Source organism: Kitasatospora sp. NPDC051164, from assembly GCF_044455625.1.
Lineage (GTDB): Bacteria > Actinomycetota > Actinomycetes > Streptomycetales > Streptomycetaceae > Kitasatospora.
Map to the genome: position 1 here is coordinate 50,419 of NZ_JBITFB010000027.1, position 24,537 is coordinate 74,955.

General features: G+C 73.1%; 19 protein-coding genes. 17 read left to right on the plus strand and 2 right to left on the minus strand.

Going from position 1 to position 24,537, the window contains the following annotated elements; genetic code table 11:
• Positions 1 to 54: 54 nt before the first annotated feature.
• Positions 55 to 1,263, minus strand: a complete 1,209-nt coding sequence (locus ACIBEC_RS33870; protein WP_360505201.1) for a hypothetical protein — start codon at positions 1,261 to 1,263, stop codon at positions 55 to 57.
• 410 nt (positions 1,264 to 1,673) lie between these two features.
• On the opposite strand from ACIBEC_RS33870, the gene ACIBEC_RS33875 reads away from it, so the two are divergent.
• The 5 genes from ACIBEC_RS33875 to ACIBEC_RS33895 all read left to right on the plus strand — a co-directional run bounded on the left by ACIBEC_RS33875 (position 1,674) and on the right by ACIBEC_RS33895 (position 9,639).
• Positions 1,674 to 3,662 carry an IucA/IucC family protein gene (locus ACIBEC_RS33875; RefSeq protein WP_396289646.1) on the plus strand — a complete coding sequence of 663 codons (1,989 nt, stop codon included), beginning with the start codon at positions 1,674 to 1,676 and terminating at the stop codon, positions 3,660 to 3,662.
• A complete protein-coding gene (locus ACIBEC_RS33880) occupies positions 3,554 to 4,243 on the plus strand; it encodes a GNAT family N-acetyltransferase (RefSeq protein ID WP_396289675.1) in 690 nt (229 codons plus the stop codon). The genes ACIBEC_RS33875 and ACIBEC_RS33880 overlap by 109 nt, the downstream gene beginning before the upstream one ends.
• A gap of 61 nt (positions 4,244 to 4,304) precedes the next feature.
• Positions 4,305 to 5,711: a SidA/IucD/PvdA family monooxygenase gene (locus tag ACIBEC_RS33885; RefSeq protein WP_360505205.1), complete on the plus strand. Its 1,407-nt coding sequence runs from the start codon at positions 4,305 to 4,307 to the stop codon at positions 5,709 to 5,711.
• The gene (locus ACIBEC_RS33890; RefSeq protein WP_360505207.1) at positions 5,689 to 7,512 is read left to right on the plus strand and encodes an IucA/IucC family siderophore biosynthesis protein; all 1,824 of its coding nucleotides are present in this window, start codon (positions 5,689 to 5,691) and stop codon (positions 7,510 to 7,512) included. The genes ACIBEC_RS33885 and ACIBEC_RS33890 overlap by 23 nt, the downstream gene beginning before the upstream one ends.
• Positions 7,513 to 7,524: 12 nt before the next feature.
• Complete coding sequence (locus ACIBEC_RS33895; protein ID WP_360505209.1) at positions 7,525 to 9,639, plus strand: ATP-dependent DNA helicase; 2,115 nt, start codon at positions 7,525 to 7,527, stop codon at positions 9,637 to 9,639.
• Between the two features lie 150 nt (positions 9,640 to 9,789).
• On the opposite strand, the gene lexA is transcribed toward ACIBEC_RS33895, so the two are convergent.
• Complete coding sequence (gene lexA, locus ACIBEC_RS33900) at positions 9,790 to 10,575, minus strand: transcriptional repressor LexA (RefSeq protein WP_396289677.1); 786 nt, start codon at positions 10,573 to 10,575, stop codon at positions 9,790 to 9,792.
• A 439-nt stretch (positions 10,576 to 11,014) separates the two neighbouring features.
• Between lexA and nrdR the strand changes: the two genes are divergently transcribed.
• The 12 genes from nrdR (at position 11,015) to ACIBEC_RS33960 (ending at position 24,382) form a co-directional block, all read left to right on the plus strand.
• Positions 11,015 to 11,515, plus strand: a complete 501-nt coding sequence (gene nrdR / locus ACIBEC_RS33905; RefSeq protein ID WP_360505213.1) for a transcriptional regulator NrdR — start codon at positions 11,015 to 11,017, stop codon at positions 11,513 to 11,515.
• 210 nt (positions 11,516 to 11,725) lie between these two features.
• Positions 11,726 to 14,596, plus strand: a complete 2,871-nt coding sequence (locus tag ACIBEC_RS33910) for a vitamin B12-dependent ribonucleotide reductase (protein ID WP_360505215.1) — start codon at positions 11,726 to 11,728, stop codon at positions 14,594 to 14,596.
• A gap of 206 nt (positions 14,597 to 14,802) precedes the next feature.
• On the plus strand, positions 14,803 to 15,570 hold the full coding sequence (locus tag ACIBEC_RS33915) for an NAD(P)H-binding protein (protein ID WP_360505217.1): 768 nt from the start codon (positions 14,803 to 14,805) through the stop codon (positions 15,568 to 15,570).
• A gap of 58 nt (positions 15,571 to 15,628) precedes the next feature.
• Positions 15,629 to 15,877, plus strand: coding sequence for an RNA polymerase subunit sigma-70 (locus tag ACIBEC_RS33920; RefSeq protein ID WP_360505219.1), 249 nt, complete (start codon positions 15,629 to 15,631; stop codon positions 15,875 to 15,877).
• A gap of 3 nt (positions 15,878 to 15,880) precedes the next feature.
• Positions 15,881 to 16,456 carry a Clp protease N-terminal domain-containing protein gene (locus ACIBEC_RS33925; protein WP_360505221.1) on the plus strand — a complete coding sequence of 192 codons (576 nt, stop codon included), beginning with the start codon at positions 15,881 to 15,883 and terminating at the stop codon, positions 16,454 to 16,456.
• A gap of 360 nt (positions 16,457 to 16,816) precedes the next feature.
• Complete coding sequence (locus tag ACIBEC_RS33930) at positions 16,817 to 18,586, plus strand: ATP-binding protein (RefSeq protein ID WP_360505223.1); 1,770 nt, start codon at positions 16,817 to 16,819, stop codon at positions 18,584 to 18,586.
• Complete coding sequence (locus ACIBEC_RS33935; protein ID WP_360505225.1) at positions 18,586 to 19,038, plus strand: roadblock/LC7 domain-containing protein; 453 nt, start codon at positions 18,586 to 18,588, stop codon at positions 19,036 to 19,038. Before ACIBEC_RS33930 ends, ACIBEC_RS33935 begins: the two co-directional genes overlap by 1 nt.
• On the plus strand, positions 19,035 to 19,403 hold the full coding sequence (locus tag ACIBEC_RS33940; RefSeq protein WP_360505226.1) for a DUF742 domain-containing protein: 369 nt from the start codon (positions 19,035 to 19,037) through the stop codon (positions 19,401 to 19,403). The genes ACIBEC_RS33935 and ACIBEC_RS33940 overlap by 4 nt, the downstream gene beginning before the upstream one ends.
• Positions 19,384 to 20,151 carry an ATP/GTP-binding protein gene (locus tag ACIBEC_RS33945; protein WP_360505228.1) on the plus strand — a complete coding sequence of 256 codons (768 nt, stop codon included), beginning with the start codon at positions 19,384 to 19,386 and terminating at the stop codon, positions 20,149 to 20,151. Before ACIBEC_RS33940 ends, ACIBEC_RS33945 begins: the two co-directional genes overlap by 20 nt.
• Positions 20,148 to 21,392 carry a cytochrome P450 gene (locus tag ACIBEC_RS33950; RefSeq protein WP_360505230.1) on the plus strand — a complete coding sequence of 415 codons (1,245 nt, stop codon included), beginning with the start codon at positions 20,148 to 20,150 and terminating at the stop codon, positions 21,390 to 21,392. The genes ACIBEC_RS33945 and ACIBEC_RS33950 overlap by 4 nt, the downstream gene beginning before the upstream one ends.
• Positions 21,393 to 21,506: 114 nt before the next feature.
• Positions 21,507 to 22,721, plus strand: a complete 1,215-nt coding sequence (locus ACIBEC_RS33955) for a cytochrome P450 (RefSeq protein WP_360505232.1) — start codon at positions 21,507 to 21,509, stop codon at positions 22,719 to 22,721.
• A 269-nt stretch (positions 22,722 to 22,990) separates the two neighbouring features.
• Complete coding sequence (locus ACIBEC_RS33960) at positions 22,991 to 24,382, plus strand: ABC transporter substrate-binding protein (protein ID WP_360505234.1); 1,392 nt, start codon at positions 22,991 to 22,993, stop codon at positions 24,380 to 24,382.
• Positions 24,383 to 24,537 lie beyond the last annotated feature (155 nt).

Consider the following 24,537-nt stretch of genomic DNA (forward strand, 5'->3'; position numbering starts at 1 on the left):
GCTGCATCGTCCCCCGTGCTGTGCTGGTGTTTCCGTACCGCCCCCCGGTGGCGGCTACTGTTTCCTGGAGATCCAGTCCAGGGCCTGCTTGGCGACCGTCTCCAGGTACGGGCCGCTGAGCGAGGTGTGGCCCTCGGTGCCGATCGAGGTGTTGCTGACCAGGGCGGTCCTCCCGTCGGGCATGGTGGCGAACCAGCCGCCGCCGCTGGAGCCCTGGGTCATGTCGCAGCCGATGGTGAGCATCGTGGGGCGCTTGGCGTCGAAGGAGAGCCGGGTCGGCTTGCCGCCGTCGCACCTGTACAGCTCCTGGCCGTCGAACGGCTTGAGCAGCGGGTAGCCGACGGCCGACACGCTGACCTTGTCGCGCGGGGCGTCGAACCACACCGGGACGGCCGAACCGACCGTCTCCTCCAGGGACTTGCCGGTGTCGTTCTGGTTGTGCACGCGCATGACGGCGAAGTCGTACTGGTTGGCGGCGTCGCCGGTGCCGCCGCCCTCGACCATCCACTGCGGCGAGGTGGTGACCTGGTCGGCCCACCAGGTGCCGAGCGGGGCCAGTTCGGACAGCGGGGCGCGCTTGCCGCCGCTGGAGGCACCCGAGTTGTTGTAGGCGGGCACGAACACCAGGTCCTTGTAGAAGCTCCCGCCCTTGCCCTCGTGTACGCAGTGGCCGGCCGTCCAGACCAGGTTGCTCCTGCCGGGGCGCTGCGGGTCGGCGATCACCGTCGCCGAGCAGTTGCCGCGGCCGCCCTTGGCGGAGAAGAACACCTTGCCGGAGGGCTGCTTGGTGTATGGGCGGGGCATCGCGACGGCGTTGACCGTCGGCGGCTCGGGGTCGGTCACGCCGTCGTCGGTGGCGGGCTTCGGGGTGGCCGGGGAGGGCTTGGCGGCGGGCGGGGCCGGCTCGGCGGGCTTGGAGTCGCCCATCTTGTCCGGGTCCCAGAAGTCCTTCACCACCGGGTTGTTGAAGACGTGCTTGGACGCCCAGGTGTCCCAGTCCTCGAACTTCCACTTCTTCAGGTCGTCCCAGCTCCTCGGCAGGCCCTCCAGCAGGCTGGTCGGCAGACCGGACGGGAGGGTGATCCCGCCGATCACACCGCCTCCGCCGGTGCCGCCGTTCGCCGAGGCCGAGGCCGAGGAGGGCGGCGGCGCGGCGCTGCCTCCCCGGTCGCCCGCCGGGCCGTCCGGCCCGCAGGCGCTCACGGCGAGCAGGGTTCCCGCGACCGCGGTGGCGGCCAGGGCTGACCGGTGGATCGTAGGCATCTGTGCGCTTCCCCCTGTGCTCGGTCGGTCGGTGCTGGGTCGGTGCTGGGTCGGGCGGTCGGCGTGGGGCCGGTCGGTGCCGGGCCGTCCGTGCGCGGCCGGTCCGTGGTGCGGCGGCCCGCCGCCCTGGAGTCTTCCACCGCAGACGAGGACGGCCGTGCCCACCCCCCGGGTTGCGGCGCCGGCCGGAGGTCACCGATCCGTGATGCGGCCCGGTCGGCTCGCTGGCGCAGCAGGCCTTTTCGCCCTGGTGGTGGACAATCCCCGATCTTCACCCGGACGAGTGAGCCGTCCTTGTGATCACCCCTCAGGGATAGGTAACCCTTACCTGACGCGAACGGTGCGAGCGCCCGCCGACCCCCTCCCACCACAGTGCGCGTCCGCACCCCCACGCGCCCCAAGGAGCAGCCTTGAGCACCGCCCTCACCGGAGCCCCGCCCGAACCGCCGCAGCCGACGGAGCCCTCTCGGGAGCCGAAGGGCGCGCCGACGCCGAAAGCGACGAGCGACCAGCGGGCGGTGGGGACACCCCCGGCCGACGGCAGGGGGAGAACACCGGAGAGCAGGGGCACCTCCCAACCGTCAGGCCGGGGCAGGGAGTCGGTGCCGGACCCCGAGCGCCCCGAGGCGAGCGCGCAGGGCCGGCCCGAACCCGACCCGCTGCTGCACCCCGATCCCGTCGTCGCCGCCGAACAGGCCGCCGTGGAAGCCCTGTTGCGCTGCTGGACGCGGGAGACCGGGGCCCGGCCCGGGCCGGACGGCCGGCTGCGGATCGCCGTCCTCGGCGGGGCTGCCCGGCTCACCGCCCCGGTCCGCTACTGGTCGCCCGGCGGCTGGCACCGCTTCGGCCCGGCCACCCTCGCGGTCGGCGAGGGCAGTGTTGCGGGGGAGGGCGCCGACGCTCCGGTGGACGCCGTCACCGCCGCCGCGCTGCTCGCCGCCGCGGCCGCCGAGCGGCCCGACCCCGGACAGGTCGCCGACCTCGCCGGCCGGGTCGCCGACTCGGTCGTCCGCACCGCCGAGATCCTCGCCCACCGCCGCACCGCCGCCGCGCCCGGCGGACCGGAGCGCTCGCACTTCCTCGCCGCCGAGCAGTCCCTGCTGCTCGGCCACCCGCTGCACCCCACCCCGAAGAGCCGCGACGGCCTCGGCCCGGCGCAGAGCGCCGCCTACTCGCCCGAACTGCACGGCTCCTTCCGACTCCACTGGTACGCCGTGGACCGCGAACTGCTCGCTGCGGGATCCGCCGTCACCGAGAGCGCAGAACAGCTCACCGCCGGCCTGCTCGACGGCCGCCTCGCGCTGCCGCCCGGCACCGCCGCCCTCCCGCTGCACCCCTGGCAGGCCCGCGAACTCACCCACCGCCCGGCCGTCGCCGCCCTGCTCGCGGACGGGCTGCTGCACGACCTCGGCCCGGCCGGCGAGCCCTGGTACCCCACCTCCTCGGTCCGCACCGTCTACCGGCCCGGCACCCCGTGGATGCTCAAGCTCTCGCTGGGCCTGCGGATCACCAACTCCCGCCGGGAGAACCTGCGCAAGGAACTGCACCGCGGCCTGGAGATGCACCGGCTGCTGGAGAGCGGGCTGGCCGCCGAGTGGCGGGCCGCCCACCCCGGCTTCGACATCGTCCGCGACCCGGCCTGGATCGGCGTCGACCACCCTGCGCTCGGCGACCCATGCGGCCTGGACACCGTGCTGCGCGCCCAGCCCTTCGCGCCCGCCGAGCGCGCGCTGTGCGTCGCCGGACTGGTCGCCGAACAGCCGCTCGGCACCGGCGACACCGTGCCCTCCCGGCTGGGCGACACCCTGCGGACGCTCGCCGCGCGCTGCGGCCGCCCGCTGCCGACCGTGGCCGCCGAATGGTTCCTGCGCTACCTGGACGCCGTCGTCCTGCCCATCCTGTGGCTGGACGGCCGGGGCGGCATCGCCCTGGAGGCGCACCAGCAGAACAGCCTCGTCCTGCTGGACGGCGACGGCTGGCCCAGCGGCGGCCGCTACCGCGACAACCAGGGCTACTACTACCGGGAGAGCGCCGCCGAGCGGCTCACCGCCCGGCTGCCCGGGCTCGGCGCCGACAGCGACACCTTCCTGCCGGACCCGGTGATCGACCACCACTTCGCCTACTACCTCGGCATCAACCACGTCCTCGGCCTGATCGGCGCCCTCGGCTCCCAGCAGCTCGCCGACGAAACGGTGCTGCTGGCCGCGCTGCGCCGGTTCCTGGCCGGGCCGCAGGTCGCCGCCACCGGCTCGGCCCTGCCCGGGCTGCTGCTGGACGCGCCCACGCTGCCCTGCAAGGCCAACCTGCTCACCCGGATCAACGGCATGGACGAGCTGGTCGGCCCGGTCGCCAGCCAGTCCGTCTACGTGGACATCCCCAACCCGGTGGCGGGTGGCTGATGTTGGACGACCTGCCCGGATGGGGCGCGATCCCCACCCCGGCCGGCGAGTTCCGGCTCAGCCCGGTCCGGCTGCCCGCCGACCTGGAACTGCTCACCGGGTGGATGAACGACCCCGAGGTCGCCGCCTTCTGGGAGCTCGCCGGGCCGCCGGAGACCACCGGCCGGCACGTCCGGGCCCAGCTGGACGGCGACGGCCGCAGCGTCCCCTGCCTCGGCCTGCTCGACGGTGAGCCGATGAGCTACTGGGAGGTCTACCGCGCCGACCTCGACCCGCTGGCCGCGCACTACCCGGCCCGGCCGCACGACACCGGCGTCCACCTGCTGCTCGGCCCCGCCGCCAGTCGCGGCCGGGGGCTGGGCGCCGTCCTGCTGGCCGCCCTCGCCGAACGGATCCTGCGCCGCCGCCCGTCCTGCGAACGGGTCGTCGCCGAACCGGACATCCGCAACCGGCGCTCGGTCCGGGCCTTCGAACGGGCCGGGTTCCGGGCGGCCGCCGAACTCGACCTGCCCGACAAGCGTGCCGCCCTGATGGTGCGCGTCCGGGCGCCCCGGCCCGCCCAGCCCCCGTCCGGCCCCTGACCTGCCCAGCGCCGCCGCCCAGCCCCGACCTGCCTGGCCCCGACCCCGCCTAGGACACCCCGTGCACACCCCAGCATCGCCGCCGCCGTACGACCTGCTCGGCGTCGGCATCGGTCCGTTCAACCTCTCGCTCGCCGCGCTCGCCGAGCCCGTCCCCGGACTGCGCACGCTCTTCTGCGACCAGCGCCCGGAGTTCCGCTGGCACCACGGGATGCTGGTGGACGGGGCCCGGATGCAGGTGCCGTTCCTCGCCGACCTGGTCTCGCTGGTGGACCCGACCAACCCGTGGTCCTTCCTCAACTACCTGCGCGCACAGGACCGGCTGTTCCCGTTCTACTTCGCCGAGCGCTTCCAGCTGCCGCGCCGCGAGTACGACCACTACTGCCGCTGGGCCGCCGAGCGACTGGCCAACTGCCGCTTCGGCACCGAAGTCACCGCCCTGCACTGGGACGCCCCGTTCTACCGGGTCGAGTTGACCGACACCGCGACCGGGCGACGGTCCTCCGTACGGGCCCGCAACCTCGCCCTCGGCGTCGGCACCCGCCCGGTGCTGCCCGAAGCCTTCGCCGGCCTCGCCGGCCACCCGCGGGCCTTCCACTCCGCCGACTACCTGGACCGCCGCGCCGACCTGGCCGACGCCCGGGACATCACCGTGGTCGGCAGCGGACAGTCCGGCGCCGAGGTCTTCCTCGACCTGCTCCGCCGCCACGAGGGCGACGGCGTCCGGCTGCGCTGGCTCACCCGCACCCGGGCGCTCGCGCCCATGGAGTACTCCAAGCTCGGCCTGGAGCACTTCACCCCCGACTACACCCGCTACTTCCACGGCCTGCCCGGCCCCGTCCGGGACGCCCTGGTCACCGCCCAGTGGCAGCTCCACAAGGCCGCCAGCGCCGAGACCCTCGCCGAGATCCACGACCACCTCTACGAGCGCACCATCGGCCGCCCGATCGACACCGCCCCGGTCGAGATCACCCCCGGCACCGCTGTCACCGACGCCCGCCCCGGCCCCTGCGGCGGCCTCGAACTGCACTGCCGGCACACCGACTCCGGCGCCGAGCACGTCCTGCGCACCGACGCCCTGGTGCTCGCCACCGGCTACCGGGCCGCCCGCCCGGCCGCCCTCGAACCGCTCGCCGACCTGATCGACTGGGACGAGGCCGGGCGCTACCGGGTCGACCTCGACCACCGGGTCGCCACCCGGCCCGGGCTCACCGGCGGCCTCTACGTCCAGAACGCCGAGCTGCATACCCACGGCGTCGGCACCCCCGATCTCGGGCTCGGCGCCCACCGGGCCGCCGTGATCCTCAACGCCGTCACCGGGCGGACCGTCCACCGGCTGCCCGACCGCACCGCGTGGACCGGCTTCGCACCGCCCGTCCCGGGACCGCCCGTCCCCGCCCCCTTCGACCGGACCCCCGTCCTCCCTCGCCCCCAGGAGCTGACCCGTGCCGCAACCGTCGGCCGCTGAACCGCCGCTCTACCTGCCCCCGCACCTCACCGCCGGGCACTGGCAGCGGGCCGGCCGCGCCCTGCTGGCCAAGATGCTCGGCGAGTTCGCCTACGAGGAACTGCTCAAACCCGTCCCCGGCGCCCTCGACGGCGAGTACCTGTTGAAACTGCCCGAGGCCGAGTACCGCTTCACCGCCCGGCGCGGCGCCTACGACGGCTGGCAGGTCGACCCGGAATCCGTCCGCTGCTCCCGCCCCGACGGCCTGGACCCGCTGCGCTTCCTCCCGTACGCCCGGCAGACCCTCGGGATGCGCGGCGAGACCACCGCCCACCTGATCCGCGAGCTCTCCGCCACCCTGACCGCCGACGCCCGCCAGCTCGCCACCGCGCTCACCGCCGCCGAACTCGCCGAGCTCGACCACCCCGCACTGGAGGGCCGGCAGGGCGGCCACCCCTGGATCGTCCCCAACAAGGGCCGGATCGGCTTCTCCGCCGCCGACGCCGCCCGCTGGAGCCCGGAGGCCCGCAGCCCGCGCCCGCTGCCCTGGATCGCCGTCCACCGCCGGCTCGCCGAGTACCGGGGCGTGCCCGGCCTGGAGCGGCCCGAGCAGCTGTACGCCCGCGAGCTGGACGATGTGGACGCGCTGCGCGCCGCGCTCGGCCCGGACGCCGACGACTACCTGCTGCTGCCCGTCCACCCCTGGCAGTGGGACGAGACGATCCTGCCGCTGTTCGCGCCCTGGATCGCCTCCGGTGAGATCGTCCCGCTGCCCTCGGACGGCGCCCCACGGCTGCCCCAGCAGTCCATCCGCTCCTTCTTCAACACCGCCCGCCCCGAGCGCTGCACCGTCAAACTGCCGCTGTCCATCCTCAACACCCTGGTCTGGCGCGGCCTGCCCACCGAACGCACCCTGGCCGCGCCCGCCGTCACCGCCTGGCTGCACGGCCTGCGCGACGCCGACCCGTTCCTGCGCGACGAGTGCCGGGTGATCCTGCTCGGCGAGATCGCCTCCGTCACCGTCGACCACCCGCTGTACCGGGAGATGCCCGAGGCGCCGTACCAGTACAAGGAACTGCTCGGCGCGATCTGGCGCGAACCGCTCGGCCCCTGCCTGGACGGCGGCGAGCGGGCCCGCACCCTCGCCGCCCTGCTGCAGACCGGCTCCGACGGGCGGGCGCTCGCCGCCGAACTGATCGCCCGCTCCGGCCGCACCCCGGCCGAGTGGACCGGCCGGCTGTTCGCCGCGATGCTGCCGCCGCTGCTGCACTTCCTCTACCGGTACGGGCTGGTCTTCTCCCCGCACGGCGAGAACGCCATCGTGGTCTTCGACGAACGGGACACCCCGACCCGGCTCGCGGTCAAGGACTTCGTGGACGACGTCAACCTCAGCTCGCAGGACCTGCCCGAGCTGCGCGACCTGCCCGCCGAGGTCGCCGACGTACTGCTGCGGGAGCGCCCGCAGGGGCTCTGCCAGTTCCTCCACTCCGGGCTGTTCATCGGCGTCTTCCGCTACCTCGCCCCGCTGCTGGAGGCGCAGACCGGACTGCCCGAGACCGAGTTCTGGGCCCTGCTGCGCGCCGAGATCCGCCGCCACCAGGACCGCTTCCCCGAGCTGCGCGAGCGCTTCGAGCTGTTCGACCTGTTCCTGCCCCGGATCGAGCGGCTCTGCCTCAACCGCAACCGGCTGATCCTCGACGGCTACCAGGACCGCCCGCACCGCCCGCACGCCGCCCGGTTCGGGACCGTGCCGAATGCACTGGTGGAGGTGGACGTCCGGCTGCCCGCGAGACGGGACCGGATTGTCACCCCCGCCCCGTAGGCTGGGAGGGTCATGACGAACGACTCCGAATCCCAGCTCGCGGCGGACCTCGGCGAAGACGCCGGCGAGCCCGTCACCGTCCCGCGCTCGCGGATCCCCGACCTGCTGCACGCCGCCGTGGCGGCCGTCGGCGGCGTCGAGCGCCCCGGCCAGGTCCGGATGGCCGAGGCCGTCGCCGACGCCGTCGACCACGGCGAGCACCTGCTCGTCCAGGCCGGCACCGGCACCGGGAAATCCCTCGCCTACCTGGTGCCCGCGCTCGCCCACGGGGACCGCGTGGTGGTCGCCACCGCCACCCTGGCCCTGCAACGCCAGCTGGTGGAGCGGGACTTGCCGCGCACCGTCGAGGCGCTGCACCCGGTGCTGCGCCGCCGCCCGCTGTTCGCGATGCTCAAGGGCCGCTCCAACTACCTGTGCCTGCACCGGGCCAACGAGGGCACCCCGAGCGAGGAGGGCGAGGGCCTCTTCGACCCGGTGGACGCGCTCGGCGGGCCCACCGGCAAGCTCGGCCAGGACGTGCTGCGGCTGCGCGACTGGGCCGAGGAGACCGACACCGGGGACCGCGACGACATGAGCCCCGGCGTCTCCGACAAGGCCTGGGCCCAGCTGGCGGTCACCTCCAAGGAGTGCCTGGGCGCCACCCGCTGCGCGTACGGGCAGGAGTGCTTCGCCGAGAAGGCGCGGGAGCGGGCCAAGCTGGCGGACGTCGTCGTCACCAACCACGCGATGCTCGCGATCGACGCGATCGAGGGCGCGCCGGTGCTGCCCGAGCACGGGCTGCTGATCGTGGACGAGGCGCACGAGCTGGTCAACCGGGTCACCGGCGCGGCCACCGCCGAGCTGACCGTCGGCGCGGTCAACCGGGCCGTGAAGCGGGCCGCCCGGCTCGCCAACGAGAAGGCCGTCGACGCCCTGCAGGCCGCCGCCGAGAACTACCACGGCCTGATGGAGACCGCCCAGCCCGGCCGGGTCGAGGAACTGCCCGAGTACCTGGCGTACGCGGTCACCGCGATCCGGGACGCCGCCCGCCAGGTGATCAGCTCGCTGGGGGAGACCAGGGACAAGGCGCTCAGCGACGAGGACGCCGTCCGCAAGCAGGCGATGGCCTCCGCCGAGACGGTGCACGAGACCGCCGAGCGGCTGCTGGAGGACTCCGAGTACGACGTGGTCTGGATCGAGCGCAGCGACCGCTACGGGCTGGGCACCGCCTCGCTGCGGGTCGCCCCGCTGAGCGTCTCCGGGCTGCTGCGCGAGGGCCTGTACAAGGAGCGCTCGGTCGTCCTCACCTCGGCCACCCTCAAGCTCGGCGGGGACTTCAACGGCGTCGCCGCCTCCGTCGGCCTGCCCTCCGAGACGCGGCTGCCGGACGTCCGGACAGCCGGGGACAACCCGGAGCCCGGCCCCGGCTTCGGCGAGGACGCGGTGCCGCACTGGCGCGGGATCGACGTCGGCTCGCCGTTCAAGTACCCCAAGCAGGGCATCCTGTACGTCGCCAAGCACCTGGCCGATCCCGGGCGCGATCCCGAACGGCCCGACATGCTCGACGAGTTGGCCGAGCTGATCGGCGCGGCCGGCGGGCGGACGCTGGGCCTGTTCTCCTCGATGCGCGGTGCCCAGACGGCTGCCGAGGCGATGCGGGAGCGGCTCGACCAGCGGATCCTGCTCCAAGGGGAGGACACCCTGGGCGAGTTGATCCGCGAGTTCGCCTCGGACGCCTCCACCTGCCTGTTCGGCACGCTCTCGCTCTGGCAGGGCGTGGACGTGCCCGGTTCGGCCTGCCAGCTGGTCGTGATGGACCGGATCCCGTTCCCGCGACCGGATGATCCGCTGATGAGCGCCCGGCAGAAGGACGTCGAACAGCGCGGCGGCAACGGCTTCATGGCGGTCGCGGCCACGCACGCGGCGCTGCTGATGGCGCAGGGCGCCGGCCGGCTGGTCCGCGCGGCGGACGACCGGGGCGTGGTGGCGGTGCTCGACCCGCGGGTGGAGACCAAGCGGTACGGGAGCTTCTTCCGCTCCTCGATGCCCGAGTTCTGGTACACCACGGACCGCAACCAGGTGCGCCGCTCGCTGGCGGCGATCGACGCCTCGGCGGCACCGGTGCGGCCGGTGACGAAGCGGGGCTGAGGCCGCGGGGCTCAGGTCGCGGGCCGAAGACGGGGGGCGAAGAGGCCTTCGTAGAGGCCTTCGAAGGCGCCGGAGGGGCTCCCCGCACGTGCGGTGGAGCCCCTTCCCGGTGTCGTGGGCCCGTCGCGCGTGCGGCGGGCCGCCGGATGCTCAGAGGCGGCGCAGGACCGCGACGACCTTGCCCAGGATGGTCGCGTTGTCGCCGTTGATCGGCTCGTATGCCGGGTTGTGCGGCATCAGCCAGATCCGGCCGTCCTCGCGCTTGAGCCGCTTGACGGTGGCCTCGCCGTCGATCATCGCGGCCACGATGTCGCCGTTCTCGGCGACCGGCTGGCGGCGCACGGTGACCCAGTCGCCGTCGCAGATGGCCGCCTCGATCATCGAGTCGCCGCGCACGGTGAGCGCGAACAGCTCGCCCTCGCCGACCAGTTGGCGGGGCAGCGGGAAGACGTCCTCGACCGTCTGCTCGGCCAGGATCGGCCCGCCGGCGGCGATCCGGCCCACCAGCGGCACGTAGGAGGTGGACGGGCGGCCGGCCGTCTCGGCGGTGTTCGGGCGGGCCACCTCGACGCCGCGGACCTCGTAGGCGCGCGGACGGTGCGGGTCCCGGCGCAGGAAGCCCTTGCGCTCCAGGGCCATCAGCTGGTGGGCCACCGAGGAGGTGCTGGACAGGCCGACGGCCTGGCCGATCTCACGCATGGACGGCGGGTAACCCCGGCGCTGGACGGAATCCCGGATGACCTCGATCACCCGGCGCTGGCGCTCGGTGAGGCCGGCCTCGTCGGTGCGGATCCCGGGGGGGCGGCCCGGCATCGCGCGGGCGGGCGAGGCGTGGGTGTCGTCCATGGCGGATGAGTGTTCGATCGGCTGGTCGGGCACGCGGTTGGGGCCGGAAAGGGCCGTGCCGGACAGGCGGTGGTCTTCGCTGCGGTCCATGCTGATGTCCACGCTCTGCTGATTCGTGGTGCGCTGCCCCACCTTGAACTGGGAGTGTTCCTGCACCGGGATGGTGTTGCTTTCGATCGTGCTCACGGCGGCCCCTCTCGTCGGCTGTCCTCTCCCCTTTTCCAGCCCAACGCACCTCCTATCGAAAGGTTGCGCCAAACACACGTTCGAGTGAATTATTCGGGACTTGGCTGACTCGATCAAGGCTTTGTTGTACATCGAGTAAATGTTCGAGCGAAACTCGACTCCGGCAGTCTAATCGGCGCCGACACGCCAGGGGTGTCGCTTCCCCCGGAGACCTACATCTAGTGGTTACAGTCCTCTCCGTGCCCAGTACTAGTGGTTACGGCGCATGATCAGCTTGCCGAGGCCGGGGTCGTATCGCATAGACTCAACAGGTCCGCCCGTTTCGCCATGGAGGGATCCACAGGTGCACTGCCCCTTCTGCCGGCACTCCGACAGCCGCGTTGTCGACAGCCGGACCACCGAAGACGGCAGCTCCATCCGCAGGCGTCGGCAGTGCCCGGACTGCAGCCGCCGCTTCACCACGGTGGAGACGGCCGCGCTGATGGTCATCAAGCGCAGCGGCGTCACCGAGCCGTTCTCCCGGCAGAAGGTCATCACCGGCGTCCGCAAGGCCTGTCAGGGCCGACCGGTCACCGAGGACGCCCTCGCCCAGCTCGGCCAGCGGGTCGAGGAGTGCGTGCGCGCCAGCGGCAACGCCGAGCTGACCACCCACGACGTGGGCCTGGCCATACTCGGCCCGCTCAAGGAACTCGACGTGGTCGCCTTCCTGCGATTCGCCAGCGTGTACCAGGCGTACGACGGACTGGAAGACTTCGAGGCCGCCATCGCGGAACTCCGCGCAGAACGGCCCCGCACCCCGGAGACGGACGACACCCGTGTGTCCGTCTCCGCCGCCGCGCCCTAGGAGGCGCCGGCGCACCGGCCCCCAGTCGGGGCCCAGCCGCACCACATCGGCCCCACGGGGCCCCGGCGTGCCCGGAAACGGGGCGCAGAACACTACAAACCGTGCGAATACAGGCAGGGTCTCCGCCTGTCCGCACACCGGAAGAACGAACCAGCGGTGCCCGGACTTTTCAGGGCACTACGGGCGTTTGCCCAGGAGGAGGAGCGAGAAGTGACAGACACCACGAGCGGTTCCGCACGCGGGTCGAAGTCCGAGAAGGCCGCGGCCAAGGGCGCCAAGGCCCCCAAGGGCGGTCTGCGGATGGAGCGCATCCACACCACTCCTGGCGTGCACCCGTACGACGCGGTCCGCTGGGAGCGGCGTGACGTCGTCATGACCAACTGGCGTGACGGATCGATCAACTTCGAGCAACGCGGCGTCGAGTTCCCCGACTTCTGGTCGGTCAACGCCGTCAACATCGTCACGTCCAAGTACTTCCGCGGCGCCGTCGGCACCCCCCAGCGGGAGTGGAGCCTCAAGCAGATCATCGACCGCGTGGTGCTCACCTACCGCGCCGCCGGCGAGAAGCACGGCTACTTCGCCACCACGGACGACGCCGAGATCTTCGAGCACGAGCTGACCCACGCCCTCCTCCACCAGGTGTTCAGCTTCAACTCGCCGGTCTGGTTCAACGTCGGCACCAAGCAGCCCCAGCAGGTCAGCGCCTGCTTCATCCTGTCCGTCGACGACTCCATGGAGTCGATCCTCGACTGGTACAAGGAAGAGGGCATGATCTTCAAGGGCGGCTCCGGCGCCGGCCTCAACCTCTCCCGGATCCGCTCCTCCAAGGAGCTGCTCTCCTCCGGCGGCAACGCCTCCGGCCCGGTCTCCTTCATGCGCGGCGCCGACGCCTCCGCCGGCACCATCAAGTCCGGCGGCGCCACCCGCCGCGCGGCCAAGATGGTCGTGCTGGACGTCGACCACCCGGACGTCGAAGCCTTCATCGAGACCAAGGTGAAGGAAGAGGAGAAGATCCGCGCCCTGCGTGACGCGGGCTTCGACATGGACCTCGGCGGGGACGACATCGCCTCCGTCCAGTACCAGAACGCCAACAACTCGATCCGCGTATCCGACGAATTCATGACCGCCGTCGAGAGCGGCACCGAATTCGGCCTGCGCGCCCGGATGACCGGCGAGGTCATCGAGACCGTCGACGCGAAGAAGCTGTTCCGCAAGATGGCCGAGGCCGCCTGGGCCTGCGCCGACCCCGGCATCCAGTACGACTCCACCATCAACCACTGGCACACCTGCCCGGAGTCCGGCCGCATCAACGCGTCCAACCCCTGCTCCGAGTACATGCACCTGGACAACTCCAGCTGCAACCTTGCCTCGCTCAACCTGATGAAGTTCCTGCGCGACGACGACACGTTCGACGCCGAGCGCTTTGCCAAGGTCGTCGAGCTGGTCATCACCGCGATGGACATCTCCATCTGCTTCGCCGACTTCCCGACCGAGAAGATCGGCGAGACCACCCGCGCCTACCGCCAGCTCGGCATCGGCTACGCCAACCTCGGCGCCCTGCTGATGGCCACCGGCCACGCCTACGACAGCGAGGGCGGCCGCGCCCTGGCCGGCGCCATCACCTCGCTGATGACCGGCACCGCCTACCGCCGCGGCGCCGAACTCGCCGGTGTCGTCGGCCCGTACGACGGCTACGCCCGCAACGCGACCGCCCACCAGCAGGTCATGAAGCAGCACGCGGACGCCTCGCTCGACGCCGTCTCGCTGGACGAGCTGGACGCCCCGGTCTGGCTGGCAGCCAACAAGACCTGGCAGGACGTGGTGCGCCTCGGCGCGCAGAACGGTTTCCGCAACGCCCAGGCCTCCGTGCTGGCCCCGACCGGCACCATCGGCCTGATGATGGACTGCGACACCACCGGCGTCGAACCCGACCTGGCCCTGGTCAAGTTCAAGAAGCTCGTCGGCGGCGGCTCGATGCAGATCGTCAACGGCACCGTCCCGCGCGCCCTCACCCGCCTCGGCTACCAGGACGAGCAGATCGAGGCGATCGTCGCCCACATCGCCGAGCACGGCAACGTGGTGGACGCGCCGGGCCTGCGGTCCGAGCACTACGAGGTGTTCGACTGCGCGATGGGCGAGCGCTCCATCTCGCCGATGGGGCATGTGCGGATGATGGCGGCGATCCAGCCGTGGATCTCCGGCGCCATCTCCAAGACGGTGAACATGCCGGCCGCCGCGACCGTCGAGGACGTCGAGGAGATCTACTTCGAGGCGTGGAAGATGGGCGTCAAGGCGCTCGCCATCTACCGCGAAAACTCGAAGGTCGGCCAGCCGCTCTCGGCCAAGAAGAAGGAATCCGAGGCCAAGGCCGAGGAGACCCCGGCCGCCGCGGTCGAGAAGATCGTCGAGTACCGCCCGGTCCGCAAGCGCCTGCCCAAGGGCCGTCCCGGCATCACCACCTCCTTCACGGTCGGTGGCGCCGAGGGTTACATGACCGCCAACTCCTACCCGGACGACGGCCTCGGCGAGGTCTTCCTGAAGATGTCCAAGCAGGGCTCGACCCTCGCGGGCATGATGGACGCCTTCTCCATCGCCGTCTCGGTCGGCCTGCAGTACGGCGTGCCGCTGGAGACCTATGTCTCCAAGTTCACCAACATGCGCTTCGAACCGGCCGGTCTGACCGACGACCCGGACGTGCGGATGGCGCAGTCGATCGTCGACTACATCTTCCGCCGCCTGGCGCTGGACTTCCTGCCGTTCGAGACCCGCTCGGCGCTCGGCATCCACTCCGTCGAGGAGCGCCAGCGCCACCTGGAGACGGGCTCCTACGAGCCGCTGGAGGCCGAGGAGCTCGACACCGAGTCGCTCGCCCAGTCGGCCCCGGTGGTCGCCAAGCCGGCCCCGGCCGTCGAGGCGCCCAAGGCGGCCCCGAAGCAGGCCCACAACTCCACGGAGCTGATGGAGATCCAGCTCGGCCTCAACGCCGACGCCCCGCTCTGCTTCTCCTGCGGCACCAAGATGCGCCGCGCCGGCAGCTGCTACCTCTGCGAGGGCTGCGGCTCCACCAGCGGCTGCAGCTGATCATCGGATGACCGTCGGCGGCCGCCGGCTCTGACCGCCGGCTCCGGCCGTCGGTGCTGACCCCGCGTGGGTGAGCCACCGCTGAGGCGGGGCGAGGACTTCATGTCCTCGCCCCGCCTTTTTCGTTTCCCGAACCGCCGATGTCACGGATCGGGGCCGTGGCCGGTCCGTAGGGGTGAAGGCGTTCCGGCGGAAGGAGTGGTGTGGTGAACGGGACGGTGCTGGTGACCGGGGCGACGGGGACGTTGGGGCGGGAGGTGGTGCGGCTGCTGGCGGCGCGCGGGGTGGCGGTGCGGGGGTTGAGCCGGCGGGCGCGGGGCGGGGGTGACGGGGTCGAGTGGGTGGTCGGGGACCTGGTGAGCGGGGTCGGGATCGCGGAGGCGATGGCCGGGGTCGAGGTGGTGGTGGACTGCGCGACCACGCAGAAGAAGACGGACGTGGCGGCGGTCCGGACGCTGGTGGCGCGGGCGCGCGAGGCGGGGGTGCGGCACCTGGTGTACGTGTCGATCGTGGGGATCGACCGGGTACCGCTCGCGTACTACAGGACGAAGCTGGCCTGTGAGCGGCTGGTGCGGGAGTCGGGGCTGGGGTGGACGGTGCTGCGGGCGACGCAGTTCCACGACCTGGTGCTGAGGTTCTTCGACGCCTCGGTGAAGCTGCCGGTGTTCCCGGTGGTGAGCGGGGCGCGGGTCCAGCCGGTGGACGTCCGGGACGTGGCGGCGGCGGTCGTCGGGCTGGTGGGGGAGGAGCCCGCCGGGTTCGCGCCGGAGGTGGGCGGGCCGCGGGTGCGGTCGTACCGGGACCTGGCCGAGGCGTACCTGCGGGCGGCGGGCAAGCGGCGGGTGCTGCTGCCGCTGCGGATGCCGGGGGCGGTGGGCCGGGGGTTGCGCGAGGGCGGGAACCTGACGCCGGAGCGCGCGGTGGGCGTGGGGACCTTCGAGGAGGCGCTGGAGCAGCGGTTCGGCAGCCGGTGAGGCCGGCGACTGTCAACCGGGGTTGACATCGGCGCGGGTGTCAACCAAAGTTGACAGCATGAGCGAGAGCAGAGAACTCGCGGCCGCGGCGAGCAGCCGTGACCCGGCCGTGGGGCTCCGGGCGGTCCGCGCCCTGCGCGATCTGGCGGACCGCCTGGAGACCCTGCAGGTGGGCAACGCCCGGTCGCAGGGCTGGTCCTGGCAGGACATCGCGGTCTGTCTCGGGGTGACCCGGCAGGCCGTGCACAAGAAGTACGCCCGGCGCGGAACCGGTACGGGAGCCGGCAAGGACGAGGACGGAGGCTGAGGGATGTTCGAGCGATTCACCGAGCCGGCGCGACAGGCGGTGGTCGGGGCCCAGCTGGAGGCACGCGAGCTGCGGCACGGCCACATCGGCACCGAGCACCTGCTCCTGGCGATCCTGGCACAGCCGGAGGAGCCGTCGGCGGCCGTGCTGGTCGAGTCCGGGCTGGACCACGACACCGTGCTGCGAGCCGTGCGGCGGCTGTCCGTCGAGAAGGACGACGCCGCGGTGCTGGCCTCCATCGGGGTCGACCTGGACGCCGTCCGGGAGGCCGTCGAGTCGGTGTTCGGCGAAGGGGCGCTGGATGCACCGTCCGAGGAGGACGGGAAGCGCCGCGGCTGGTTCCGGTCCGCCGCGGCGTCCGCGCCCGGGCCGGGGAGGCTGCCGTTCAGCCCCCGGGCGAAGAAGGCCCTGGAGCTTTCGCTGCGGGAGGCGCTGCGGCTGAAGTCGGGAGAGATCGGGGTCGGGCACCTGCTGCTGGGCGTGCTCCGCGAGGGGGAGGGGCCGGCGGTGCGGGTGATCGTCGACCACGGACTGGACCCGAAGGCCGTCCGGGAGGCGATCGAGCCGACGTCGGGTTGAGCCCCGGGCTGTGAACCCCAGTCTGTGAACCTCCGGCTGCGAACCCCCGGAGGTGGCCCCCCGGCTGCGGACCCCGGCCGTGAAGTCCAGGGTGTGAACCTGGCCGCTCGGTCGTGCGGGGGTTGCGTCGCCAATCGGTGTAAGGGACGTGGATGAAGGAGACTGCCCGTCAACTGGCCACTTGAGGGCAATGTCTGAATCGATATGATCGGCCGAAAGCGTGAACCGATCAGCCGCCCGGAGACGTTTGATGACGTCGCCGGGCGGTCTGGTATGCGCCCCACCCAGCTGTCGGCGGTCGCGACCGTCGCCGATTCGCCGCCGTGCCGCCGCCCGCCGACGTTGCCGAGGACCGCCCCGATGAGAGAAGCCACCAGCCCCGACGGCCGGCCGCGCCGACGACCCGCACCGCGCACCGTCGCCCTGACCGCGGCCGCCGTCCTGCTGGCGCTGGTCGCCGCACCGGTCGGCGTCACCCGGGCCCTGAACGCGCACCAGCCGCTCACCGCCCTCGCCGTGGGCGCCGTCGCCGTCCTCTGGCTGATCGCCGTCGGCCTCGCGGCGACCGGCGCCGAGCGCTCCCGCAGGCTCGCCGAGGACGTGGCGGAGCAGCACCGGGAGACGATGACGGCGCTGGTCGTGGCCGGCTCCGCCCGGCAGGCCGAGACGGCGGCCAAGGGGCGGGCCACCGCCGCCGAGGCCGAGCGGGACGCCGCCCGTGCCGGGCAGGCCCGCGCCGAGGGGGACGTCGCCGCCGCGCACGCCGAGCTGGACCGGGTGCGCGCCGAGCTCGACGCCGAGCGGGCCGGCCTGGAGGCGGAGCGGGCGCGGGCCGAGGCCGAGCGCGCCGAGCTGGACCTGATCGCCGAGGGCGTCCTGCCCGAGGTGGTGAAGAAGCTGCGCGGGGGCGCGGCCGTGGACAGCGTGCTGGCCGCCCACCGCAAGCACCCGCAGTACGCGCTGCTGCGCGCCGTCGGTGAGGAGATCGGCCGGGGCGAGCGGCTGCGGGCCGCCGCGCTCGCGGTCTGCGCGACCGCCGCCGGGCGGGTCCAGGCGCTGGCCACGAGCATGCACGCCGAGCTGCGCGAGATGCAGCACCGGCACGACGAGGAGGTCCTCGGCGACCTGCTGAGCCTGGATCACTCGACCGCCCAGGCGGGTCGGATGGCCGACAGCATCGCGGTGCTGACCGGCGCCCGCTCGGGCCGCCGCTGGGCCAAGCCGATCGCGGTGGAGTCGGTGCTGCGCGGCGCGCTCGGCCGGATCGGCGCCTACCAGCGGGTACGGCTGCACAACGCCAGCACCGCCGCGGTGGCCGGGTACGCCGCCGAGGGTGTCATGCACGCGCTGGCCGAGCTGCTGGACAACGCCACCAACTTCTCCGCCCCGCCGGCCGAGGTGCACGTCTACGTCGAGGAGGTGCCCGCCGGACTGGTGGTCACCGTCGAGGACAGCGGCCTCGGCCTGGGCGACGGCTGGCTGCGCCGGGCCGAACGGGCCGTCTCCGCCGAGCCGCTGGACCTCACCACGCTCTCCGCCGGTACCCGGCTGGGGCTCGCGGTGGTCGGCGTGCTGGCGCGCAAGCACGGGCTGCAGGTCTCCTTCCGGCCGTCGGCGCGCGGCGGTACGGGCGTGGTCATGCTGATCCCGCAGCAGCTGGTGTCGCACCCGGCCCCGGCGCCCGCCCCGGCCGCCGTCCCGACGCAGGCGCCGACCGTGGAGTCCGCGCGCCCCGCGCTCACTCCGGCACGCCCGGCGCCCGCACGCCCGGCCCCCGCGCCCCTGCCGCCGGCGCCCGCCGCGCCGACCGCGCTCACCGCCCCGGCCGCACCCGCCCCGCTCACCGCCGCCCCCCTGCCGCCCGCGCCCGCCCGGATGACCGACAGCGGCCTGCCGCAGCGCCGGCGCGGGCAGACGCTGACCACCGCCCCGGCGTCGGACCGGACCGCGAAGCCCGTCCGCGCCGACGCGGTGAGCGCGGCCGCCCGGTTCGGCGCGTTCCGCCGGGCCGCCGCCCGTCCGATGGAGGGCGAGCAGCGCTCCACCGCGACGCCGACCACGGACACCGGCACCGTCACCGGTACCGACACCCCGCCCGACGCTTCCCCCGTCACCGAGAAGGACACCTGATGAGCAGCGCCCCCGACCGCGACCTCGACTGGCTGTTGGAAAACCTGCTGGCGGCAACCCCCGGCACCCGGCACGCCCTGGTTCTCTCCGCCGACGGCCTCAAGCTCTGCCACACCGCCGGGCTGAGCACCGACCAGGCCGACCAACTGGCCGCGATCGCGTCCGGTCTGCAGAGCCTGGCGCACGGCGCCTCGATCGAGTTCGGCGACGGCAGCGGCGGCGTCCGGCAGTCGATGACCGAGTTCCACGGCGGCATCCTGTGCATCGTGGCCGCCGGTGAGGGAGCGCACCTCGCGGTGGTCACGGACGACGACGCGGACGTCGGCGTGGTCGGCCACAACATGCACGGCCTGATCGAGCAGATCGGCGTCCACCTCAGCGCACCGGCCCGCAGCGCGGAGGACGGGGCGACGGGCGGGAGCGCCGCCACACCGGAGGGCGCGGGGATATGACCGACGGGCCGGTGCTGCCGGGCCGTGACGACGACCCGGACCGCCTCTACACCATCACCAAGGGCCGCAGCCGCGCCCCGGAGAACGCCTTCGACCTGGTCACCCTGATCGTCGCCGAGCGGCAGCCGACGCCCGGGATGCAGTCGGAGCACGTCCGGATCCTGCGGATGTGCGAGGCCCCGACCGCCGTCGTGGAGGTGGCGGCGGAGCTGGCGCTGCCCGTCTCGGTGGTGAAGATCCTGCTCGGCGACCTGCTGGAGTCCGGGGGGATCACCGCCCGCCACCCCCGGTTCGCGCCGAACAAGGCCCGGCTGCCCGACCTCGACACGCTGAAGCAGGTGCTGCATGGCCTCCAACGGCTCTGACGTCCGGCCCGCCGCCGAGCGCACCCCGCTGCGGGCGACCGCCGACAACGCGCTGAAGATCGTCGTGGTCGGCGGCTTCGGGGTGGGCAAGACCACGCTGGTCGGCTCGGTCAGCGAGATCCGCCCGCTGAACACCGAGGAGGTGATGACCCGGGCGGGGGAGGGAATCGACCCGGCCGGCGCCTGGGGCAAGCGCTCCACCACGGTCGCCTTCGACTTCGGCCGGATCACCCTCTCCGCGCGGCAGGTGCTGTACCTGTTCGGCGCGCCAGGGCAGGAGCGCTTCTGGTTCCTCTGGGACCGGCTGTTCAGCGGCGCGCTGGGCGCGGTCGTCCTGGTGGACACCCGGCGGCTGGAGGAGTCCTGGCACGCGATCGACCGGCTGGAGCACCACGGCACCCCGTTCATCGTGGCCCGCAACAACTTCGGCGAGCCGACCCACACCCTGGAGCAGGTCCGCGAGGCGCTGGACCTGCCGGCCGAGGTGCCGCTGGTGGACTGCGACGCGCGCGACCGCGAGTCCGGCAAGCGGGTGCTGATCGAACTGGTCCACCACCTGGCGGCCCTGGCCGGGGCCGACCTGGCCGGAGCCGATGGAGCCGATGGAGCTGACGGAGCCGACGGGGTGGACCCGGCCGGGGATACCGCGGCTGTGACTGTGGCTGCGGCCGCCCCGGCCCCCGGCTCCGAAGAGGCCGCCGCCCCGGCAGCGGCCCCCACCGCGATGTACGAGGAGAGCACCCCGTGACCGAGCCCGCCGCCACCCCGCCCCCGGGCTGCCCGGCGCACGCCGGCGCCACGCCGCTGTACGGGCCGCGCTTCCAGACCGACCCGGCCCAGCTCTACCGCGAGCTGCGCGCCGCGCACGGTCCGGTCGCCCCGGTCGAGCTGGCCGGCGGCGTGCCCGCCTGGCTGGTCATCGGCTACCGCGAGCTGCAGCTGGTGACCGGTCAGCCGCAGGTGTTCGGCCGGGACTCCAGCCGCTGGCACGCCTGGGAGACGCTGCCCGCCGACTGGCCGCTGAAGCCGATGATGGCGCCCGTCCCCTCGATCCTGTACGCCGAGGGCGAGGAGCACGTGCGGCGTTCGCGCGCGGTCACCGACGCGCTGGCCGGGATCGACCCGTACGAGCTGCGCAAGCACTCCGAGGAGGTCGCCGACCGGCTGATCGACGAGTTCGCCGGCCGCGGCGAGGCGGACCTGGTCGCCGAGTACGCGCACCGGATGCCGCTGCTGGTGCTGTGCCGGGTGTTCGGCCTGGACGAGGAGCAGGCGCCGCAGCTGATCGCGGCGCTGCTGGCGATGCTGGACGGCGGCCCGGACGCGCCGGCCGGTGCCCAGCGGCTGCTGGAGTTGATGCTCGCCCTGGTCGAGGAGAAGGCCGAGTACCCGGGCGCCGACGTGGCCTCGCGGATGCTGGCGCACGAGGCCGGGCTGAGCCACGACGAGGTGATGCGCGACCTGCGGGTGCTGCTGATCGCCGGCCACCAGCCGTCCTCGTACTGGATCTCCAACGCGCTGCGGTTGATGCTCACCGACGAGCGGTTCGCCGCCTCGCTGGCGGGCGGTCGGCGCAGCATCAGCCAGGCACTGAACGAGGCGCTCTGGGAGGACACCCCGACGCAGATCTTCGCCGGGCGCTGGGCGGTCCGGGACACCCAGCTGGGCGGCCAGCGGATCGGCGCGGGCGACATGGTGCTGCTGGGCTTCGCCGGGGCGAACGCGGACCCGTCGGTGCGGCAGGCCGACGGCCGTCCGGCCGAGGGCAACCGGGCGCACATGAGCTACTCGTACGGCGAGCACGGCTGCCCGTTCCCGGCCCAGGAAGCGGCGGAGGTGATCGCGACCACCGCGATCGAGGTGCTGCTGGACCGGCTGCCGGACCTGCGGCTGGCGGTGGCCGAGCACGCGCTGGTGTGGCGGCCGTCGGCGTGGGTGCGCGGGCTGGTGGCGCTGCCGGTCTCGTTCACCCCGGGCCACCCGGCCTGACCCGTGCCCGGCCCTGACCCGTTGCCCGTCTAGCCCCGTCGCCGTCGAGAACCGGCGAAACCCGTCGACACGCACCGATACCGTCGATGCCCGTCCTCCGAAGGAGAGTTGCCGATGACCGCTGCCCAGGCCCCGATCGTCCTCGACCCGCTGGCCCGTGACAGCGCGGCCGAGGGCGCGCTGCTGCGCGCCGCCGGCCCGGTGGTGCCGGTCGAGCTGCCGGGCGGCGTGGCCGCCTGGGCGGTGACCCGGCACGCGGCGGCGCGCGAGCTGCTGACGGACGCCCGGCTGGTGAAGGACGCCGCGCACTGGGGGGCCTACCAGCGCGGTGAGGTGTCGAGGACCTGGCCGCTGATCGGCCTGGCGGTGCCCGGTCCGAGCATGGTGACCACGGACGGCGCCGAGCACCGCCGGCTGCGGGCGCTGGTCGCGCAGGCCTTCACCCCGCGCCGGGTGGAGCTGATGCGCCCGCGCGTCGAGGAGATCACCCGCGCGCTGCTGGACGGCCTGGCGGCGGGTGAGCCGGAGGTCGACCTGAAGGCGGCCTTCGCCTTCCCGCTGCCGATGACGGTGATCTGCTCGCTGCTGGGCGTGCCGGAGTCGGACCACGGCGTGCTGCGCGACCTGTACGAGCGGTTCTTCGGCATCAAGCCGGACCCGGCGGGCATCCAGGCGACCATCGCCGGGCTGAACGCCTTCGTCAACGACCTGGTGGCGCAGCGTCGTTCGGCCCCGGGTGAGGACCTGGCGAGCGTGCTGCTGGCGGCCGACACCGAGGGTGGGGCGCTGACCGACGCGGAGGCGGCGGCCACCCTGCGGGTGATCATCGCGGCCGGCCACGAGACCACGGTGAACCTGATCGGCAACGCGGTGCGGGCGCTGCTGGCGCACCCGGACCAGCTGGAGCTGGTGCGTTCGGGGCAGGTGTCCTGGGACGCGGCGGTGGAGGAGTCGCTCCGCTGGACGCCGCCGACCAGCAACTTCCTGTTCCGCTTCACCGCCGCGGACATCCCGGTGGGCGACGCGGTGATCCCGGCGGGCGAGCCGGTGCTGGTCTCGTACAACGCGATCGGACGGGACCCGTTGCAGCACGGGGTGACGGCGGAGCTGTTCGACATCACCCGGGACCCGAGCCGCCACCTGTCCTTCGGTCACGGCCCGCACGTGTGCCCGGGCTCGCCGTTGGCCCGGCTGGAGGCGGGGGTCGCGCTGCCGGCGCTGTTCGCGCGGTTCCCGAAGCTGTCGCTCGCGGTGTCGGACGCCGAGCTGCGGCCGAGCCCGTCGCTGGTGGTGAACAGTCTGCTGGAGCTGCCGATCCGGCTGTTCTGACGCAACGTCACGACATGGGCCCCGTCCGGGTTTCCGGGCGGGGCCCTTCGACTTCTGGTGGGGGCGGTCCGGGAAACGCCTGGTTGTGGGTCACAGTCGGGACACCGGCTTGTGAAGGTCGAACGTGGACCTTGGCGGAGGGCGGCTGCTGCGTTAACGTCTTCGATCAGTCCGGCCGCCGTCCGCCCGTGATCCCCTCAGGCCCATCTCCGGTACAGCGCAATGTCGTTCAGCCACCGTCGGCAGCACGCCCTGGCGAGGAGACCGCATTGACCACCACCGACCCGACCGCGCCGCAACCGCGTCACCGCCGCCGTCTGGCAGCCGTACCCGTCCTGGCGGCGGCACTGGCGCTGACCGCGGCCTGCTCCAACAGCTCCGGCGGTTCGGGTGACGGCGGAGGCGGCGCGGCCCCGTCGCTGTCCGGCGACTGCGCCAAGTACCAGCAGTACGCCGGGCATTCGGGCACGACCGTGACGATGTTCGCCTCCATCCTGAGCCCGGAGTCGGACAACCTGGAGAAGTCCTGGTCCGAGTTCAGCAAGTGCACCGGGATCAAGATCAGCTACGAGGGGTCGAACGACTTCGAGTCGCAACTCCCCGTCCGGGTGGCCGGCGGCAACGCCCCGGACTTCGCGATCGTCCCGCAGCCGGGCCTGCTGGCGCAGATGGTGAAGAGCGGCAAGGTGGTGAAGCCTCCCGCCCAGACCGTCGCCAACCAGGACAAGTGGAGCCCGATCTGGAAGACCTACGGCTCGGTCAACGGCACCTTCTACGCGGCCCCGATGAGCGCCAACATGAAGTCGCTGGTCTGGTACTCGCCGAAGGCCTTCACGGCGGCCGGCTACGAGGCGCCGAAGACCTGGGCGGACCTGATGGCGCTCAGTGACAAGATCGCCAAGGCGGGCGGCCCCAAGCCATGGTGCGGCGGCATCGCCTCCGGGACGGCCACCGGCTGGCCGGCCACCGACTGGCTGGAGGAGGTGGTGCTGGGCAGCTACGGCGGCGAGGTGTACGACCAGTGGGTCGGCCACCAGGTGAAGTTCTCCGACGAGAAGATCACCACGGCGATGAAGACGGTTGCCGACTGGATGCAGAACCCGGCCTGGACCAACGCGGGGTTCGGCGACGTGAAGTCGATCGCCACCACCACCTTCCAGGACGCGGGCACGCCGGTCCTGAGCGGCAAGTGCATGATGCTGCAGCAGGCCTCGTTCTACGAGGCGCAGTGGCCCAAGGGCACCAAGGTGGGCCCGGACGGGGACGTTTTCGCCTTCCACCTGCCCGCGGTCAACCCGTCCGTCGCCAACCCGGTCGAGGGCGGCGGCGAGTTCCTGGCCGCCTTCGCGAGCCGGCCCGAGGTGCAGGCGGTGCAGAACTACCTGTCCAGCTCGGACTGGGCGAGCAGCCGGGTGAAGACCGCGACCGGCTGGGTCTCGGCCAACCAGGGCGTGGACAAGAGCCTGTACACCGACCCGATCGACAAGCTGTCGGCCGAGGCGCTGACCGACCCGGCGGCCACCTTCCGCTTCGACGGCTCCGACCTGATGCCGGCCGCGGTCGGCGCCGGGCAGGAGTGGAAGTCGCTGACCGCCTGGTTCGCCGAGGGACAGTCGATCCAGAAGACCGCCGCCGACATCGACGCCGCCTGGCCGCAGTAGCCGGGCCGCCGCCCGGCCCCACGCGGGTCGGACACACCAGGACCACCTGTCGAGGGCGGTGCGGGGCCCCCCCCCCCCCCCCCCCCCCCCCCCCCCCCCCCCGGCCAACCCCCCCCCCCCCCCCCCCAAAAAACCCCCCCCCCCCCCCCCCCCCG